A 17357-nucleotide genomic window follows, 5' to 3' on the forward strand; every position below is an offset into this window, starting at 1 on the left:
TTTTTCTACTATTCTTCCCTTCATTTTATCATATATACGAAAGCACGTTCGCTAATTAAGTTAAGCTTTGTTGCTTTTAGAAGTAGTTGATTTCCGTTACAGGTGCTTCGCTTTCCGCGGGGCAGGCGGTGAGCCCCTTGCCGCTTTGCGCCTCTAAGGGTCTCACCTGACCGCTTGTCCCGCAGGAGTCTCTCACCTTCCACTCCAATCAACTTGTCAGAGAAGAAAATGAGAAAAATTACTCAAAAGCTACAAACCTATAAAAAAAGAACCTAATAAAAAAGAGAGCCATCTCGCTCTCTTTTTAAGTCCTGATTATACGCCTGTTGTATTTTTCTTTTCTTCTTTAGATAGCAAAAGAGCCTGTTTGATCAGTTTTAATGATGGGGCGTTGCCGTACATTAAAACGCCTCCGCGGTAAACTCTAGCCCCAATCACTGCGAATAAAACAATTGCAGCTATAAGCACTCCAATACCTAGCGCTACTTCCCAAACTGGCAATGAAAGCATTCCTACCCGGAGCAGCATGAGCATCGGTGTGAATAATGGGAAGTAAGAAGCGCCTGCCACGAATGCAGATTCAGGATTTTCACGTCCGTACATCGCGATCATAAATGCTGCGACAATTACAAATACGATAGGAGTCATAAAGTTGTTCACTTCTTCTACTCTGCTAATCAATGAACCAAGCATTGCAAATAGAGTAGCATAAAGGAAAAATCCTAAAACAAAGAAGATGAGTGCATAAACGATTAATGACGTTGGGATCTCGTTCAGTTTAAGTTCTTGTATAATGCTCTCACTTCCGCTTAGATTTTCATTTAATTTAACAGCGGCAAAACCACCGATGACGAACAATACGAGTTGCGTAAGTGCAATCAGCACGATACCAAAAATCTTACCAAACATCTGTTTAACAGGTGAAACGGATGAGATTAAGATTTCCATCACGCGTGACGATTTCTCGGTCGCCACTTCCACTGCTATCATGCTTCCGTACATCATCACGGAAACGTACATAAAGAATAAAACAAAATACACAAGAATATACACTTGAGCAGCTTCTTCTTCACTCTTAGCTGTATCCGATAACGATTGTTTTTCAAATGAAACCGGCAGATAGATCGCTGCTAGCTGTTCTTGATTTAGACCAATGGATTCTGCAGCCGATTTATTTTTAATCTGCTGAAGTGCCATCTCAATATCCGTAATCAAGTCTTGATTTGTTACGTCCTCCGCTTTATAGCTTCCGGTTACCATTCCTGATGCATCTTTATCAAGTATTAAAAGACCGTCCAAATCTCCATTCAACACAGATTTTTCTGCGTCTTTTTCAGACTTATTAACTTCTTCGGCTTTCAAGTCAGCACCAGCTGCCTTAAGCTGTTCTTGAAGTGCAGAAACTGTATTTCCTGTATTGTCAATGACACCAATTTTAGACTCTTCATCCCCGCCAAACATTTTTGTAATCTCACCCATATTTGAAACAACAAATAATAAAGCGATTGTAACAAGCGTTGAGATCAGAAATGGTTTTGACTTAATTTTAGAACGGTATGTATGCATCATAACCGTGAAAAATTTACTCATGAGCGACACCTACTTTCTCGATGAAGATATCATTTAATGAAGGTTCTTCGAGTTCAAACTTTCGAACAAAGCCTCTTGACTGTATAGCTTGAAACAAGTCTTGAGCCACTTCTTCACGCTCTACTTGAAGCGTAATACCATCTGCTGTTAAGCGATGTTTCACCACGCCATTCGTGTCTTTTAAATACGCTAGATCAAAATCAGCTTTCACGGAAACGTTCTTCTTTCCAAACGATCGTTTAATTTCTTTTAAGTTGCCTTGAACGACTGCTTTCCCTCTATGCATAATGCATAAGTGCTGACACAATTCTTCAACATGCTCCATTCTGTGCGAGGAGAACACGATCGTTGTTCCTTCTTTTTTAAGTTCATGTACAGCATTTTTTAAAAGTTCAACGTTCACTGGGTCCAAACCGCTAAACGGTTCATCTAAAATTAACAACTCAGGCGAATGGAGAACAGCTGCAATGAATTGTATTTTTTGCTGATTTCCTTTAGAAAGCGCTTCTACCTTCTTATTTAAATATTCTTCTGCCCCAAAACGCTTTAGCCATTTATCGGTTTGTTCTTGTATGTGTGATCGGGACATGCCGCGCAGTTGGCCAAGATAGATCAACTGCTCTCGAATTGTTAGTTTTGGATATAATCCTCGTTCTTCGGGTAAATACCCAACAAGGTCACTCGTCTCATAAGAAATCTCTTTTCCGTTCCAAGTAATCTTTCCTTGCGATGGTGTTAAAAGCCCTAAAATCATTCGGAATGTCGTTGTCTTTCCTGCACCGTTTGCACCTAAAAGACCAAATATCTCACCTTTAGGAATCTCCAATGTTATTCCGTCAACGGCTGTAAAGCTGCCAAACTGTTTTCTAACATCTTTAATGGTTAACATGAACTTCCCTCCCGTTGTAAAATATACCATATAATTCCTTATACGTGAGAACAAAGGGTAAGTTTCAGGTAAATTCTTATGTTAGCAGCAGGAAAAAATCGTCGAATGTTGAAATGAACTTTAGATACGAAAGGAGTTAGATCACCATGAATACATACGCCTTAACAGCTTATGAAAGTAACGGAGAAAAAATTTTGGATGAAAACATAAAGGCATCCAATGATTCTGAAGCAAAACAACGGGGAGAAGCCCGTTTGGCTGAACTAAACATGCAAGAAAAAACGCATCGTCTGACTTCACCAAAGGGACAGTTGCTTCTTTTCCATCGCTAATGAAACTCATGGAAACGAGGGGAAAAACAGTGAGTGAAGTGATTCTGCGCGAAGCACGATACGATGACAGTTATGAACTTTCTTATCTTATGGGAGAGCTCGGTTATCCTACACGACCGGAAGAGATGACAGAGCGCTTGGAAACGCTGCTTCCAAATGCAGCTTATGCTTGTTTTGTGGCATGTGTAAACGACCAAGTCATTGGTATGATCGGACTAACAAAAGGAATCTATTTTGAAAAAAACGGCTGTTACGCTCGAATTTCTGCTCTTGTCGTCAGTGAAGAGTTCAGAGGAAATGGAATCGGTAAAGAGCTCGTCCGTCATGGAGAAGAATGGGCTAAAGAACAGGGCTGTACAGCGATTTTACTCAATAGCGGCAAGCACCGAACAGACACGCATGAGTTTTATAGAAGTCTCGATTATGATGACACCGGATTGCGGTTTATAAAGGTTATGCTTTAGAATCAGCTGCTATCAATTCATAAATTGTTCATTCAGAAGCAAGAAGGTCGAGGAAGTGAAGTTTTAGAGGAGCGGAGTGTAGTCCTCCTACATGAGCACCGAGAAAACAAAACTGACGAAGAGATTCGCCGCTTATCAATGAACAAAGAAAAAACCGGATGCTGGATCTAGCACCCGGTTTTTCCTATTTATCCGTTCAATTCTTTGACCCCGTAATTCTATGTTGTCTATTTAAGGTTAACCCACACGCTCTTTACTTCTGTATAGTTGTTTAATGCATAAGATCCCATTTCACGTCCGATACCAGATTGCTTGTATCCGCCGAATGGTGAAGCAGCATCAAATGCATTATAGCAGTTCACCCAAACTGTACCCGCACGTAATTTGTTAGATACATAGTGAGCTGTTTTTAAATTCTCTGTCCAAAGTCCTGCAGCAAGACCATATTCAGAGTCGTTCGCACGAGAGATTACATCATCTAAGTCTTCAAACGGCATTGCAGCCACAACTGGTCCGAAGATTTCTTCTTTTGCGATCGTCATCTTATCATCAACATCCGCAAAGATTGTCGGCTCAACAAAATATCCTCTATCAAAAGGAGCTGTTCCACCAGTAAGAAGCTCAGCACCTTCGTCTTGTCCTTTTTGGATATAGCCAAGTACGCGGTTATGCTGTTCTTGTGATACAAGAGGTCCCATTGTAGTGTCTGGATCTAAACCAGGGCCTTGCTTGATTTTTTTCGCATGAGACACAAGGTCTGCCACGACATTATCAAACGATTTCTTTTGGATATATAGACGTGATCCCGCACAGCAAACTTGTCCTTGGTTGAACATGATTCCGCTTAACGCACCAGGAACTGCACGGCTCATGTCAGCATCAGGCAAGATAATGTTCGGTGATTTACCGCCAAGCTCAAGTGTTACACGCTTCAATGAGTTAGACGCATTGCGCATGATCAGCTTTCCTACTTCAGTTGATCCAGTAAATGCGATCTTGTCCACATTTGGATGATCAACTAATGCCGCACCTGTTTCACCAGCACCTGTTACAACGTTTAGCACACCTTCAGGGAATCCTGCTTCTTGTGCTAATTTTGCCAAATAAAGTGCAGAAAGAGGCGTTTGCTCAGCCGGCTTCAATACAACTGTACATCCTGTTGCAAGTGCCGCACCTAGCTTCCAAGCTGCCATCAATAATGGGAAGTTCCAAGGAATAATCTGTCCAACTACGCCAAGCGCTTCATGACGCGTATAGTTGAAGAAACTTCCTGCTACAGGAATCGTCTGCCCTACGATTTTCGTTGCCCAGCCTGCATAATAGCGGAAGTGTTCGATCGCAAGTGGAACATCCGCATTCATTGTTTCACGGATTGGCTTACCGTTATCCAATGTATCCAGCTGTGCCAATTCTTCTTTATTCTCTTCCATCAATTCTGCTAGTTTGTAAATTAAGTAGCTACGCTTTGAAGCAGGCATCTTTGACCAATATCCTGTTTCAAATGCTGCTCTTGCAGCCTTCACTGCTTTGTCAATATCTTCAGTACCACCTTCAGATACGACTGCCAGTACTTCTCCAGTTGAAGGGTTTAACGTTTCAAATGTTTTACCACTTGCTGAGCTGACCCATTCTCCGTTGATAAAATGTTTTTTCGTCCCATTTAGGAACTCGGCCACCTTTGGTTTTAATTGTAGGTCTAATGTTTTTTCCATTTGAATCCTCCCTTTGCATTGTGGTTCTTACATAAATATTATTCGTCACGATTCATGAAAACCCTTTCATTTTCTACATTTGTAACAAAACTGAAACGTTTTTTACGAAATTCGACGGCAGTTGTCGAAGGGAGGCGGTGTTCTGCAAGCTGTTTGAATGGATTGAGATGACATGTTTCCTTAAGCAGAACATAAATCTCTTTTTCTCCTCACAGACTCTAGAATCGCTCGTGAATTTCAGGAATCGCTCGTAAATCTCGAGAATCGCTCGTAAATCCCGAGAATCGCTCGTAAACCTCATGAATCGCTCGTAAATCCCAAGAATCGCTCGTAAACTTCAAGAATCGCTCGTAAACCTCAAGAGTCGCTCGTAAATCTCGAGAATCGCTCATTAACCCAAATTATCGCTCGTAACTTATAAGGATCGCTCCTAAACCCTACCTCCCCGCTTTCCCATACAAAAATAAAAAGACTCCTCTCAGACAAATATGTCTAAAAAGAGCCCTGCTCATAACAACTAATCTATCTTTTCAATGTCTGGAAGCGCATCTGCTTACGAAACACTTCTTTTACCATGTACGGAACACCAAGCTGATCGTTCGTACGTGTGATCCACTTCGCTTTTTTCTTCACTTCGTCAGGTGCATTTGCCATTGCCACGCCTAGACCCGCAAACTCAATCATATCCAAATCATTATACGAATCCCCGATTGCCACCATCTCGTTTGGTGCAATCCCAAGCTTTTCGCCAAGGAACCTTAATGCATTTCCTTTTGTTACTTTTTTAGCCGTAATCTCTAACTGGCACTTCGTAGAAGATGAATACTCAAAGTCTGGCATTTGCTCTTTCAAATACTTAATTGCTGACTCGCATTCATTTTCATCAAAGAATTGTACATCCATTTTCGGCGGCGCCACTTCTTGCGCGAGGACGTAATCTCCTAGATTTTCTGTAAACGAAACCGGATAGAACAAAGGATCACCTGTGCTCAACGTTAACTTTGCCACGAGCTGGCTCTTTTGCTTCAGCTGATTGCCTACAGAAAAACGTTCATGAACAACACGCATGTGGCATTCGTAATTCTCGAGGATCTCTACAATCTTGTAAGTATCTTCGACAGACAACCTGTTTTCTTGCAAAGGCTCATCTAGGGACGATGATATGAATCCTCCGTTGTGGCTGATCAGATAACTGTCGATCTTTAACGCTTTTGCGATCTTTTGTGTAGATGGAAAGCTTCTGCCCGAAGCGAGTGTGACATATACCCCTTTTTGCTGCACATAATCAATGGCTTCTTTCGTTTCTCTATCGATACGGAAATTGCTTCGCAGTAGGGTTCCGTCGATGTCAATCGCTAGTAAACGGTATACCATGATGCGCTCCCCCCATTTCGCGAAAATATAGTATAAGAACTCGAGTTAAGTTTATGAACTGGAAACATGCTTTAGAACGCTGACAAGCCTAAGAAAATCCACACCATAATAAAAACCCCTGTTTCATTTAAGGAACAGAGGTTTCATCATCAAGTGATTATTGTTGTTGTCCTTCTTCTTCAACCATTGCACCGTAAAGTTCTTCTAAAGGCTTTGTGATCACTTTATTCAGATCGTTGATGATCATGCTCATGCGTTGTTCTGCTGCCATAAGTTTAGAGATCGTTTCGTTCTGCTGTACATCAGCAAACAGCTTTTGAGCTTCTTCAATCTCTTCAGGCGTCACTTCTTGGCCGTTCATTTGTTTTTGCTGAAGATTTACTTGAATATCACGGAATTTACCGAAAAGTTCTTTTGTTTCCGGATTGTTATTTACTTCATCATAGCTTTGTTTTAAAGCTGTAAAGTCTTCACTATTGCGTAATGCTTTTTCTAAGTCGTATGCAACATCGTATACGTTTGCCATTGGTAAAAAACCTCCTATTGATTAACTACGGTACCCACTATAACAGACTCTACAAAAATAGTACAAGGATACCTTGAAATAAGCCGATCAATCCACCTAAAAGAGCTCCTAGCCAGGTAATCATCTTAAGTTCACTTTTTGCGATCGCAATAATAATTTCCTCTAAACGCTCTAGTGAAAATGCTTCGACTTGTTCTTCCACAATCTTTGCCAGGTGCATTTTTTCAAGAAGTACTTCTAGTTTTGCTACAAACAGGTCAAGGCCTGCTGCTACCGCTTTTGGCGTTAAATCGTTAACGATCCATCCTTCTACCGTTGTTGCTAATGAGTGGATCGGCGTGTTTAAATACTCTTCAATCGGAAGTCTTGCTGTAATCTCTTTTGCAAGACCTGCAGTAATCTCAGGCATGTCGAACAACTCAAGTGCTTCGTCCATTTTTTTATCCATAAAATTTCGATATTCTTGTTGAAGAAGCTGAAGCAATGTGTCACGTGTGTTTTCATGCTTCATAAACTTAATCAGTTCAGGCTGCACTTTTTCAGCGATACTCACATTGCCGAAGAACATAGACACCATGTTAACGAGCATTCCTTTATCCATTAAAAACGCATCAATTCCGCTAGCTAATGACTTTCTGCCTTCATCACTTTCTAAGTAAACGATGCCTTTGTTTAAAAGCCAGTCTACTACTTCAGGAAGTTTTTCTTCACCAGCAGCAACGAACTTTTCTGGCAAAACCTCTTTCATTTCCTTGCCATTTGAACTCTCAAGCATTATTTTCATTCGGTTGGCAAGCCATGCTTCAGTCGTCGTTTGAATACGAGTTTGAATATCAGCGGCACCAAAATCTTTTTGCAACAATTCACTGATTGTCATGTCGCTTTTCAAAAAGCGTTTTACTTCACCTTGAACAAGTTCCGTCATTTCTGTACGAAATCCTGTGTCGTTAATCTTTGCCTGAACACCTTCAGCTGTCAGCAAATGCTTCGTTACCGTTTCACCAAGCTGGACAGCTAGCTGCTTTCTTCGTTTTGGAATGAGTCCAGGAGTAAATGGCACTCTGAATTTCCCAATATATAAGGTGTTAAATGGGCGGAATAACATTTTAATGGCTATTAAATTTGTTAACCCTCCAATTAATGCACCTATAACGATCATGATGATTATTGTAATCCACATATCCATAATGTTTCTCTCCAATTAATGCATATTCTATTTCCCTAGTATACGTCATTTCGAAAGTCTCAAGCAATTTGGACATAACCCTCACTACGCTTTTACTTCGCTGGGAGCAAGTCTACGTAATAAAAACGGTCTTTGTTCGTTATCATATCTTTTGCCAACCGGTTCTCTCCTAACTTATACGCAACAGGAAAAGAAAAGTTCGGTCCATCAAATACAAAGGTGTGGAATTCTCCGTTCTCTCCACAAAGATCATGTTCGGCCGGATAATCTTCAATAAATTGTGCGTCCAAGACTCTTCCTGTAAATGATGCATCTATACTTTCTGTATCGGAGCAGCAAACAACCGTTTTAAACCCCTTCTTTAAGAACTCTGCTATAATGGCGTCTGTTTTTTCTCCCCAAATAGGAAAAATCGGAGTCAGTCCTGTTCCCTCTAGCATTTTTTCTCGGTACGTTTTTACATCTTCTAAAAAAATATCGCCGAACATGATGTGCCCGATGCCGTCAGCAACAATGCCATTGACCTCTTTCTGCATTCTTTCCTGATAAACTTCATTCGGGCAATCTCTAGGAATCCATACTTCTCGAAGCGGAATGCCTAAAGATTCAGCTTGCAGCTCCAATAATTCATGTCGAACACCATGCATCGTCGTTCGCTCATAATCTTCGGTTAAAGTCGTGAGCAGAGAATCGATCTCCCATTTTCCTGATGTTTGCAATCTATGCAGAGCTAAAATGGAATCTTTTCCTCCACTAAAAGATACAACAATTCTTTTCCTCATCCTTTTCCTCCAACCTCATCCTTATTTAGGAGGCAGTATAAACTGATAGCCTTCTTTTTTAAGTTCATATATTAAGTCATCCAAAATCATAAGAGTTTGCTTTAGCTCGTGAAGCAAAATTACTGACCCATCTTCTGCATGATTCACGATGTTATGAACAATTTGATTCGGGTTGTTCTTAAGTTCCCAATCCAGTCCAGCTACCTCCCATAAAAAAGGAACCACATCTAGTTCTTTTAGAACGTGCAATGTATCTTCGTTAAACTGGCCGAATGGCGGACGAAAGTATTTTATCTTTTGTCCGGTTAAGCTCTCGATATGTTTTATATTCGTTTCAATATCATGCTGCTGGTCATAACGGCTAAGTCTCGTAAGGTCTCGATGACGCAGTGAATGGCCGCCTATCATATGCCCTTCTTCTAACACCCGTTTCCATGGCCGGTTTTTGTGCAGCAACCGTGACTGCCAAAAGAACATCGCCTGCACATCATGTTTCTTCAAAATATCTAGCAAGGGAATGAGTACCGAAGACGGTCCATCATCAAATGTTAGGATAAGAGAATTTGAACGTTGATTAGCCCAGTTCTCTTGATTCGTCCAGATTTCTTTGTTATTCCAGTCGTACACGACCGTAGAAGAAGTTACTCAAGGACACTTTTTCATGGTGTCTCCTCCCTTTTGTGAATCTGTTTGTTTAGTAAACCACTTAACATTGCTATAATGATAGCAAGCTTTTCCTTGAAAGGATATGAAAAAGGATGCTCGATAAGTTAAAGAAACATTACAGAAATTCTATAACAACGGACACCTCTCAGCAGTCAGGCTTTCTCTGGTTCATTACAGATGATGGAGCACCATTTGGCATTTCTCAATCTGCCATTTCCGATTCAGAGAGCCGTTTACTTCGGTCCATGTTTAATATATATGAAAATGATACGATCACACCTGCTTATTCTTCTGCACAGTTAAAATGGGAATCTATCTTACTCGGAAACGAATCAACTGATGAAGAAAGTTTCTACCGTTTTGTGCACTTTTTTAGCAAGCAGCCTATAACCGATTTCATTTCTTTTTCTGAAGCGGTTAACGGACTTTTTCCTGAAGATGCCGTCCTCCTGTTAAATAAAGACCACAAAGGCGGAGTCATTATTGAAACGTCCAAGCAGGAGTTTACCGACACGCCTTATGAAGCGCTTAAAGACATGCTTTCAACTGACTTTTATATCGATATTTCCGTATATATAGGTTCCTATCATCACCAGTTAGCTCATGCGAAAGAATCCTTCGAGCGTGAACAGCAGCAATTTATAGAAGTAAAAAACCAGCTGCTTCCAAAATCGGTGTATACGGTAGCGGATGTGGTCCCTCAATTGCTTCTTCAATCCGCAAACCCCGTAGCAGAGAAAACCTTACATGCTTTATTAGCAGAGTGGGATGAGGAAGATCAAGAAACATTAAAAAGCATTAAAGTGTTTGCAGAATGCAACATGAATGTTTCGTTAGCAGCGAAAAAGCTATATATTCACAGGAATAGTTTGCAATACCGAGTGGACAAGTTTTATGAAAAAACAGGAATTGATGTTAAACAGTTTAAAAATGCACTGACTGTTTATATGGCGATATTGTCTTATGAACACCATAAAAATTTATAAACAGCCCTCTTTGTGCACATTGCATAAAGAGGTGTTTTTATTTTAGTCATGTCGTCCATTTACGATTGTGGTTATGAAAGCGTAAACTTAAAACATTAAGAAAACGTTTACATCGGAAGGGGATTTTACAATGGCAGAAATTAAATTAAATAACATCGTAAAACGATATGATAACAAAGTAACAGCTGTACATGATTTCAACCTTGATATTTCGGATAAAGAATTTATCGTATTCGTAGGTCCATCAGGTTGCGGTAAATCTACGACTCTTCGTATGATCGCTGGTCTTGAAGAAATCTCTGAAGGCGAACTTGTAATCGACGACCGCGTTGTAAACGATGTTGCTCCAAAAGATCGCGACATTGCAATGGTTTTCCAAAACTATGCGCTTTACCCTCACATGAACGTATATGACAACATGGCGTTCGGACTTAAGCTTCGTAAATTCAGCAAAGAAGAAATTGATAAGCGTGTGAAAGAGGCTGCTCGTATTCTTGGCCTTGAGCAATACTTAGACCGTAAACCAAAAGCTCTTTCAGGTGGTCAGCGTCAGCGTGTTGCACTAGGACGTGCGATTGTTCGTGATGCAAAAGTATTCTTGATGGATGAGCCGTTATCCAACCTTGATGCAAAACTTCGTGTTCAAATGCGTGCAGAGATTACAAAGCTTCACCAACGTCTGCAAACGACTACAATCTACGTAACGCATGACCAAACAGAAGCGATGACAATGGCAACTCGTATCGTTGTTATGAAAGACGGACATATCCAGCAAGTAGGATCTCCAAAAGAAGTATACGACACTCCAGAAAACATTTTCGTTGGTGGATTTATCGGTAGCCCAGCAATGAACTTCTTGAACGGAACGCTTGAAGATGGCTTCTTTAAAGTGGGAGACACGAAGATTGCAGTTCCTGGCGGAAAAATGAAGATTTTACAAGAAAAAGGCTATAACAACAAAGAAGTTGTTCTTGGTATCCGTCCTGAAGACATCCATGATGAGCCTCTATTCTTAGAGTCTTCTTCTAACACAAAAATTGAAGCAAAGATTGACGTTGCTGAATTGATGGGTGCTGAAACGTTCCTATACTCTACAGTGAGCGGACAAGATTTCATCGCGCGTGTTGATTCTCGTACTGATATTCAAAACGGACAAAGCATCTCTCTTGCTTTTGACATGAACAAATCACATTTCTTCGACAAAGAAACTGAAATTCGCATTCGCTAATTCTTATGTTAAGCTCTGCCCTAATAGGCAGAGCTTTTTTTATGTGATACATTGATATTTTTATGTGATAACTCGTGATTTTTATATGATAATGCTTCAAAATTATGTGATCGTGTATACACACCTAAAAATCCCCTGTTAATTTTTACTTTATCGGGAAAAATGTTAAATGATTGACGAAACAGCAACTGGTTTATACAATTAATTCTATAAAAATTGTCGGGATTATCTCGATTAGGAGGACTTCATTTGAAAAAGACATTTAAATTTCTGTCAGCACTCGCCCTATCGGCTGTTCTGCTATCCGCTTGCGGAACATCTGATCAATCTCAAAATACAGGTTCAGATGCAGATAAAAAAGAACTAACAATCGGTACGGAAGCTACATATCCCCCATTCTCATACCGTGATAAAAAAACAAATGAAATCACGGGTTATGACGTAGAAGTTGCGAAAGAAGTAGCGAAACGTCTTGATATGAAACCTAAGTTCGTAGCTACCGAATGGAAAAACATGTTTACTTCACTTGATTCTAAACGCTTTGATCTAGTAGCAAACCAAGTAACCGTTACAGATGAAAGAAAACAAAAGTACGATTTTTCAACGCCTTACACTGTTTCTGGCGGACAAGTAATCGTTAATAAAGACAATAAAGACATAAAAGGTATTGAAGACCTTAAAGGCAAAGTTGTTGGTACTACACAAGGAAGCAACTATGCGGCCGAAGCTGAAAAAGCCGGTGCAAAAACAAAGTTCTATAAAGGGGCTGCACAAGTTTTAACAGACCTTGATGTGAACCGCGTTGATGCTGCTATGAACGATCAGCTTTTTATTCTTACTGAGTTAAAGAAAACAGACTACAACGTTAAAGCAGTTGGCGAACCTTTCAACAAAAACGAAATGGCATTCGCATTCCGAAAAGATGATAAGAAACTTAGAGAAGACGTAGACAAAGCGCTTGAAGAAATGAAAAAAGACGGCACGTTGAAAAAACTCTCTGAAAAATACTTTGGAGAAGACGTAAGTGAATAACTTATCAGAAATACTGATCAACTCCCTCCCCTATCTTTTGGAGGGAGCTGTTTTTACTGTTGTTATCAGCCTTGTTTCTATATTAGGAGCGCTAATTTTCGGACTGGTTATTGCGCTATGCAGAATGTCATCGAATAAATTTTTATCGGGGTTTGCAAAGGGGTATATATCTTTCTTTAGAGGTACGCCATTATTAATTCAATTATTGATCCTTTATAACGGTTTTACTTTTATTTATGTACCAGAAGGATGGCAGGCCGCTCTCGCTGGACTCATTCTTCATTTTAGCGCTTATATCGCAGAATCTTATCGAGGAGCTATTCAATCGATTGAAAAAGGACAATGGGAAGCTGCTTTTTCTTTAGGAATGAACAAGTATCTTACGTATAAAGAAGTAATACTTCCTCAAGCATGGAGAATTTCGATTCCATCTGTTTGGAACTCACTGATCGATATTGTAAAAGCATCGTCATTAGCTTCTGTCATTACCGTACCAGAACTGACATTGATGGCCGACCAGATAAGTGCTTCACAGCTGATCGTCCTACCCGTTTTATTAGAAGCCGCAGTCCTGTACTGGATTTTAACCTCTTTACTTGACGGTCTTAGGGTATTAATTGAAAAACGAATCAGATTGAGCCAATAAACTTCATGTCCTTCTACAAGGATATGAAGTTTTTTATTCCCATTCACCAATAAAGAAAAGCACCTCTTGATGACACGAATCACAATAAAAGACATGCGGGCACTGACTATCTTTAAAATCTGTAGGATATCCATCTTCCAGTTTAAGTTCATCTACTTCCATATATGGGCTATAATCATCAAAAAAATCACTTACTTTTCCTTGATCTTGAACAGCCCTCCCGCATTCGGGACATCGAACGTTTATCGTTTGAAAGTTATTGCATATCGGACACATCGCCATCATTTATCAGCTCCTAAAATCTTTAAAAAGGAGTGGATTACTCCACCCCTTTAACCATCTTTTGACTTGGTTTAGCGATTTCCGCTGCTTAATTGCTGCTGTCCCATCGCTACCAAACGTTTTGTCATTTCCCCGCCAACCGAGCCATTCGCACGTGCAGTCGTATCTGGGCCAAGTGTAACACCGAACTCAGATGCGATCTCATATTTCATTTGATCGATTGCCTGCTGCGCTCCTGGGACTACCAATTTGTTTCTTCTTGCCATGTGTTTCACCCCCTTATACCTATTTTGTATCTCAGAGGTTTCTATATGCGCTTTGAATCCTGGCAATTTATAGCGTTGTTCCCACTCAAAATTTAAAAATAATTGGACCAATAGTTTATACTGATTTATAGTAAAGAAAATAAAACGGATGATATTGAAGAAGTTGGTGAAATGATGTCAAACGAATATGCCGTAGAAATGTTTAGAAAAACAATCCCTTTGTTTCAAGCACTAGGTGACCCTGTCCGGCAAGATCTTGTTTTGCTGTTAGCTGAAACAGATAAAATGAATGTCACAGACATAGCTAGTCAATCTCCTATGTCCCGTCCAACAGTTTCCCACCATCTAAAAATTTTGCGTGAAGCAGGACTAGTTGGAACTGAAAAAAAAGGCAAAGAGATCTTTTATTTTTTAACGCTTGATCAAACCGTTGTACAGCTTAAACAGTTGATCAGCATTATTGAAGATGAATGTATTCTTTAGTTAAGGCTTTTTTCTTATACATTGTTGCTTTTAAAAGTAGTTGATTTCCGCTCCAGGTGGCTCGCTTTCCACGGGGCGTACGGTGAGCCTTCTGACGCTTTGCGCCATTAGAAGTCTCCACCTGACCGCTCGTCCCGTAGGAGTCTCGCCACCTTGCGCTTCAATCAACTTTTCAATGAAGAGAAATAATAAAAAGTAAAAGCAACAATCCTTTAGCAAAGAGACTTATTATATAGCAGTTATTTCGTTACAATTAGGATAGCAATCATCACGTATTTAAATCCCTATTACGAAAAAAGCGATTCAGCATTAGCTGAACCGCTTTTATTTTTTCCCAAGCTGCTTTATACGTGAACGCATAAGGGCAGCTAACTGTTTTTTATTTGAAAAGTATGCTTTAATTAGCGTTCTTACTTTCCCGTATTTATGCTCATACGGATACCAATTGATTTCTCGTTGCTTAATTCCTGTATCCTTCATTACTGACATTTGACGCGAAAATGTGTAAAGCCCTTCATCCCCATGATATCTGCCTGTTCCACTGCTTTTCACCCCGCCAAACGGCAAGTGTGGATTTGCAACAGATACTAATACATCATTGATGACCGCACTGCCTGTAACCAGTTTTGATGTTACTCGATTAGCTTTTGCTGAATCCTTCGTCCAAACACTCGCATTCAAACCAAACTCTGTGGAGTTCGCTTTTTCAATTACCTCTTCTTCTTTTAAGAATGTGATCACTGGCATAACAGGGCCAAAGGTTTCTTCAGTCACAACCTTCATATCTTCAGTGATATTCGTTAGAATCATTGGCTCGATATACATGCTATCTCCCCAATGATCAGGATGCTTCCCGGTTAGCAATAGAGCACCTTTTTCAAGCGCATCTAACACATGATTTCTAATGATCTCTTTTTGATGCGGAAAGGTTAAAGAACCTATGTCTTCACCCATTTTGAGTTTCTTCGTTTCTTCAACAAGTCTGTCAATAAATTCTCCTGAAATGCCTTGCTGCACATATACCCGTTCAAGAGACATACAAACCTGCCCAGCATTCGTAAACGCACCCCAAACTGCGCCGTTTACCGCCCGTTTTATTGCGGCATCTTCAAATACGATCATAGGGTCCTTGCCGCCTAGTTCTAGCGTATATGGAATAAACCGCTTGCTCGCTTCTACTCCGATCTTACGCCCTGTCTCAACAGATCCTGTAAAGAATATGCTGTCAGGTGTCCCTGAAACAAGTGCCTGTCCCAACTCTTTTCCGCCATGGGCCACCTGCAGAACATTCTTAGGAAGATTAACTTCCCTCGCAATTTTTTCAATTAAAAGCCCTATTGTCGGGGTTACTTCAGACGGCTTTAAAATGACTGAGTTACCCGCGATTAAAGCTGAGATAACAGGTGTCATCGAAAGCTGAAATGGGTAGTTCCATGGCGAGATAACTAACACCGTTCCTAGAGGAAAATAATCCACATAAGAAGATTTCCCGACAAACAGAAGCGGTGTTGACACTCTTTTGCGCTTTAATATTTTTGGTGCGCGCTTCTCATAATGCTGGATGATATCAATAACGGGCATTAAATCAGCAGTCAGAGCTTCCGTTTTAACCTTACCTGTCGCTGAACATATTTCATCCACGATCTCGTCCATGTTTTCTAAAAGGTGTTGCTTAATTTTCTTTATAAAAGACAGTCGTGTTTCCAATGAGCGAGTGGACCAAAATTGAAACGCAGCTGACGATTTTTCGTACATTTCCGGGACCTGCATTTCTTCTGTCTCCAGCCACTGATCGATCGTTTCACCTGTTGCTGGATGCTTGGCCACTAATACATTTTTCATGGTGCGCACCTCATTTTTCTAAATATTCATATATCTTTCATCATACCTTTTTTTACGCAAATGTTGTTTATTTATTTTTTCGGATGTGTTATCATGTTGATATTCTTAAACATATAAACACGATATATGAAGGGACGTTTTCCTTATGATAAATAACAATTCAGCTTTAAAAACAGCACTAATCACTGGAGCTTCAAGCGGAATAGGATTAGAGTTTGCGAACCTGCTCGCAAAAGACGGTTATCATGTCGTACTGACTGCAAGAAATGAGAAAAGACTTAGCGAGATTGCCAACGAGCTAAAAGCGAAACATGGTGTTGACGTAACTGTTTTAGCAAAAGATTTAAGTCTGACTGATGCTGCCGAAGAACTGACTGCAGAAATTTTGGCAAAAGGTATAGAGGTTGATATCTTAATCAACAATGCCGGGTTCGCAGCATATGGACCATTTGACGAAACATCATGGAAAGACGAAAAAGATATGATCCAAGTGAACATTACAGCTTTAACTACTTTAACAAAACAGCTTCTGCCAGGCATGATTAAGCGCAACAGAGGTAAGATTTTAAACGTAGCCTCAACAGCAGCTTTTCAGCCAGGTCCGTTAATGGCCGTCTATTATGCAACGAAAGCATACGTACTCTCTTTCTCAGAGGCGATTGATTACGAACTTAGCCATACGAACGTCAGCGTAACAGCGCTCTGCCCTGGAGCAACAGCGACTAATTTTGAAAAAAGAGCAAGCCTTGAGTCATCTCGATTGTTTCAATCAGGCGCAATGAATGCCCATGATGTAGCCTTATCTGGATATAATGCACTAATGAAAGAAAAAGCTGTAGACGTTCCTGGATTTAAAAACAAAGCTCTAGCTAACATCGTTCGTTTCTTGCCTCGAAAGACCGTCTTGAAAGTCGTACACTATGTACAAGATAAAAAATAATATAGAAATATTGAGGGAACAGCTCTACAAGCTGTTCCTTTTTCATATGACAAAGGTTTCGAATATAAAATTCATTTTATTGCTTGATATAGAAATAACCAAAGTGTAATATTACACTTAAAGAGAATATG

General features: G+C 40.1%; 22 protein-coding genes. 8 read left to right on the forward strand and 14 right to left on the reverse strand.

Features of this window, described 5'->3' with window-relative positions:
• Positions 1–20: 20 nt before the first annotated feature.
• The 3 genes from QUF49_RS17370 to QUF49_RS17380 form a co-directional block, all read right to left on the reverse strand.
• Positions 21–212 carry a hypothetical protein gene (locus tag QUF49_RS17370; protein WP_289496933.1) on the reverse strand — a complete coding sequence of 64 codons (192 nt, stop codon included), beginning with the start codon at positions 210–212 and terminating at the stop codon, positions 21–23.
• A gap of 103 nt (positions 213–315) precedes the next feature.
• Entirely contained in the window at positions 316–1590 is a 1275-nt protein-coding gene (locus QUF49_RS17375; RefSeq protein ID WP_289496934.1) for an ABC transporter permease, read from the reverse strand.
• The gene (locus QUF49_RS17380) at positions 1583–2479 is read right to left on the reverse strand and encodes an ABC transporter ATP-binding protein (protein WP_289496935.1); all 897 of its coding nucleotides are present in this window, start codon (positions 2477–2479) and stop codon (positions 1583–1585) included. Before QUF49_RS17380 ends, QUF49_RS17375 begins: the two co-directional genes overlap by 8 nt.
• Before the next feature lie 146 nt (positions 2480–2625).
• Here QUF49_RS17380 and QUF49_RS17385 point away from each other — a divergent pair, with 146 nt between their 5' ends.
• Positions 2626–2811, forward strand: a complete 186-nt coding sequence (locus tag QUF49_RS17385; protein WP_289496936.1) for a YhzD family protein — start codon at positions 2626–2628, stop codon at positions 2809–2811.
• Positions 2811–3275 (forward strand): GNAT family N-acetyltransferase, encoded by a 465-nt coding sequence (locus tag QUF49_RS17390; RefSeq protein WP_289496937.1) that lies wholly within the window; start codon positions 2811–2813, stop codon positions 3273–3275. The genes QUF49_RS17385 and QUF49_RS17390 overlap by 1 nt, the downstream gene beginning before the upstream one ends.
• A gap of 227 nt (positions 3276–3502) precedes the next feature.
• Here the strand turns inward: QUF49_RS17390 and QUF49_RS17395 are convergent, their stop codons facing one another.
• The 7 genes from QUF49_RS17395 to QUF49_RS17425 form a co-directional block, all read right to left on the reverse strand.
• Positions 3503–4987 carry an aldehyde dehydrogenase family protein gene (locus QUF49_RS17395; RefSeq protein ID WP_289496939.1) on the reverse strand — a complete coding sequence of 495 codons (1485 nt, stop codon included), beginning with the start codon at positions 4985–4987 and terminating at the stop codon, positions 3503–3505.
• A 218-nt stretch (positions 4988–5205) separates the two neighbouring features.
• The gene (locus tag QUF49_RS17400) at positions 5206–5379 is read right to left on the reverse strand and encodes a hypothetical protein (RefSeq protein WP_289496940.1); all 174 of its coding nucleotides are present in this window, start codon (positions 5377–5379) and stop codon (positions 5206–5208) included.
• A gap of 130 nt (positions 5380–5509) precedes the next feature.
• The gene (locus tag QUF49_RS17405; RefSeq protein WP_289496941.1) at positions 5510–6361 is read right to left on the reverse strand and encodes a Cof-type HAD-IIB family hydrolase; all 852 of its coding nucleotides are present in this window, start codon (positions 6359–6361) and stop codon (positions 5510–5512) included.
• Between the two features lie 157 nt (positions 6362–6518).
• Positions 6519–6887, reverse strand: a complete 369-nt coding sequence (locus QUF49_RS17410) for a YlbF family regulator (protein WP_289496942.1) — start codon at positions 6885–6887, stop codon at positions 6519–6521.
• A gap of 49 nt (positions 6888–6936) precedes the next feature.
• On the reverse strand, positions 6937–8073 hold the full coding sequence (locus QUF49_RS17415) for a DUF445 domain-containing protein (RefSeq protein WP_289496943.1): 1137 nt from the start codon (positions 8071–8073) through the stop codon (positions 6937–6939).
• Positions 8074–8165: 92 nt separating this feature from the next.
• Positions 8166–8855, reverse strand: a complete 690-nt coding sequence (locus QUF49_RS17420) for a diphthine--ammonia ligase (RefSeq protein ID WP_289496944.1) — start codon at positions 8853–8855, stop codon at positions 8166–8168.
• Between the two features lie 21 nt (positions 8856–8876).
• On the reverse strand, positions 8877–9482 hold the full coding sequence (locus QUF49_RS17425; protein ID WP_289496945.1) for a polysaccharide deacetylase family protein: 606 nt from the start codon (positions 9480–9482) through the stop codon (positions 8877–8879).
• A 131-nt stretch (positions 9483–9613) separates the two neighbouring features.
• On the opposite strand from QUF49_RS17425, the gene QUF49_RS17430 reads away from it, so the two are divergent.
• From QUF49_RS17430 to QUF49_RS17445, 4 genes are all read left to right on the forward strand, one after another.
• Positions 9614–10507, forward strand: a complete 894-nt coding sequence (locus QUF49_RS17430) for a PucR family transcriptional regulator (RefSeq protein WP_289496946.1) — start codon at positions 9614–9616, stop codon at positions 10505–10507.
• Between the two features lie 130 nt (positions 10508–10637).
• Complete coding sequence (locus QUF49_RS17435; protein ID WP_289496947.1) at positions 10638–11735, forward strand: ABC transporter ATP-binding protein; 1098 nt, start codon at positions 10638–10640, stop codon at positions 11733–11735.
• 249 nt (positions 11736–11984) lie between these two features.
• Complete coding sequence (locus tag QUF49_RS17440; protein ID WP_289496948.1) at positions 11985–12767, forward strand: transporter substrate-binding domain-containing protein; 783 nt, start codon at positions 11985–11987, stop codon at positions 12765–12767.
• Entirely contained in the window at positions 12760–13413 is a 654-nt protein-coding gene (locus QUF49_RS17445; protein WP_289496949.1) for an amino acid ABC transporter permease, read from the forward strand. Before QUF49_RS17440 ends, QUF49_RS17445 begins: the two co-directional genes overlap by 8 nt.
• Before the next feature lie 33 nt (positions 13414–13446).
• On the opposite strand, the gene QUF49_RS17450 is transcribed toward QUF49_RS17445, so the two are convergent.
• Positions 13447–13698: a hypothetical protein gene (locus tag QUF49_RS17450; protein WP_289496950.1), complete on the reverse strand. Its 252-nt coding sequence runs from the start codon at positions 13696–13698 to the stop codon at positions 13447–13449.
• A 68-nt stretch (positions 13699–13766) separates the two neighbouring features.
• A complete protein-coding gene (locus QUF49_RS17455; RefSeq protein ID WP_198770259.1) occupies positions 13767–13961 on the reverse strand; it encodes an alpha/beta-type small acid-soluble spore protein in 195 nt (64 codons plus the stop codon).
• A 171-nt stretch (positions 13962–14132) separates the two neighbouring features.
• Here QUF49_RS17455 and QUF49_RS17460 point away from each other — a divergent pair, with 171 nt between their 5' ends.
• Complete coding sequence (locus QUF49_RS17460) at positions 14133–14444, forward strand: ArsR/SmtB family transcription factor (protein ID WP_289496951.1); 312 nt, start codon at positions 14133–14135, stop codon at positions 14442–14444.
• Here the strand turns inward: QUF49_RS17460 and QUF49_RS17465 are convergent.
• Both QUF49_RS17465 and QUF49_RS17470 read right to left on the reverse strand, forming a co-directional pair.
• Entirely contained in the window at positions 14419–14565 is a 147-nt protein-coding gene (locus QUF49_RS17465) for a hypothetical protein (protein ID WP_289496952.1), read from the reverse strand. The genes QUF49_RS17460 and QUF49_RS17465 overlap by 26 nt on opposite strands.
• 203 nt (positions 14566–14768) lie before the next feature.
• Positions 14769–16286, reverse strand: a complete 1518-nt coding sequence (locus QUF49_RS17470; protein ID WP_289496953.1) for an aldehyde dehydrogenase family protein — start codon at positions 16284–16286, stop codon at positions 14769–14771.
• A gap of 145 nt (positions 16287–16431) precedes the next feature.
• On the opposite strand from QUF49_RS17470, the gene QUF49_RS17475 reads away from it, so the two are divergent.
• Positions 16432–17226: an SDR family NAD(P)-dependent oxidoreductase gene (locus QUF49_RS17475; protein ID WP_289496954.1), complete on the forward strand. Its 795-nt coding sequence runs from the start codon at positions 16432–16434 to the stop codon at positions 17224–17226.
• Positions 17227–17357 lie beyond the last annotated feature (131 nt).

The organism is Fictibacillus sp. b24, from assembly GCF_030348825.1.
Classification (GTDB): Bacteria; Bacillota; Bacilli; order Bacillales; family Fictibacillaceae; genus Fictibacillus.

Coding starts and splice junctions, on each gene's coding strand:
- QUF49_RS17375 (WP_289496934.1), bottom strand. CDS start 1,590: ATGAGTAAATTTTTCACGGTTATGATGCATACATACCGTTCTAAAATT.
- QUF49_RS17380 (WP_289496935.1), bottom strand. CDS start 2,479: ATGTTAACCATTAAAGATGTTAGAAAACAGTTTGGCAGCTTTACAGCC.
- QUF49_RS17385 (WP_289496936.1), top strand. CDS start 2,626: ATGAATACATACGCCTTAACAGCTTATGAAAGTAACGGAGAAAAAATT.
- QUF49_RS17390 (WP_289496937.1), top strand. CDS start 2,811: ATGAAACTCATGGAAACGAGGGGAAAAACAGTGAGTGAAGTGATTCTG.
- QUF49_RS17395 (WP_289496939.1), bottom strand. CDS start 4,987: ATGGAAAAAACATTAGACCTACAATTAAAACCAAAGGTGGCCGAGTTC.
- QUF49_RS17400 (WP_289496940.1), bottom strand. CDS start 5,379: ATGAGCGATTCTCGAGATTTACGAGCGACTCTTGAGGTTTACGAGCGA.
- QUF49_RS17405 (WP_289496941.1), bottom strand. CDS start 6,361: ATGGTATACCGTTTACTAGCGATTGACATCGACGGAACCCTACTGCGA.
- QUF49_RS17410 (WP_289496942.1), bottom strand. CDS start 6,887: ATGGCAAACGTATACGATGTTGCATACGACTTAGAAAAAGCATTACGC.
- QUF49_RS17415 (WP_289496943.1), bottom strand. CDS start 8,073: ATGGATATGTGGATTACAATAATCATCATGATCGTTATAGGTGCATTA.
- QUF49_RS17420 (WP_289496944.1), bottom strand. CDS start 8,855: ATGAGGAAAAGAATTGTTGTATCTTTTAGTGGAGGAAAAGATTCCATT.
- QUF49_RS17430 (WP_289496946.1), top strand. CDS start 9,614: ATGCTCGATAAGTTAAAGAAACATTACAGAAATTCTATAACAACGGAC.
- QUF49_RS17435 (WP_289496947.1), top strand. CDS start 10,638: ATGGCAGAAATTAAATTAAATAACATCGTAAAACGATATGATAACAAA.
- QUF49_RS17450 (WP_289496950.1), bottom strand. CDS start 13,698: ATGATGGCGATGTGTCCGATATGCAATAACTTTCAAACGATAAACGTT.
- QUF49_RS17455 (WP_198770259.1), bottom strand. CDS start 13,961: ATGGCAAGAAGAAACAAATTGGTAGTCCCAGGAGCGCAGCAGGCAATC.
- QUF49_RS17460 (WP_289496951.1), top strand. CDS start 14,133: ATGATGTCAAACGAATATGCCGTAGAAATGTTTAGAAAAACAATCCCT.
- QUF49_RS17470 (WP_289496953.1), bottom strand. CDS start 16,286: ATGAAAAATGTATTAGTGGCCAAGCATCCAGCAACAGGTGAAACGATC.
- QUF49_RS17475 (WP_289496954.1), top strand. CDS start 16,432: ATGATAAATAACAATTCAGCTTTAAAAACAGCACTAATCACTGGAGCT.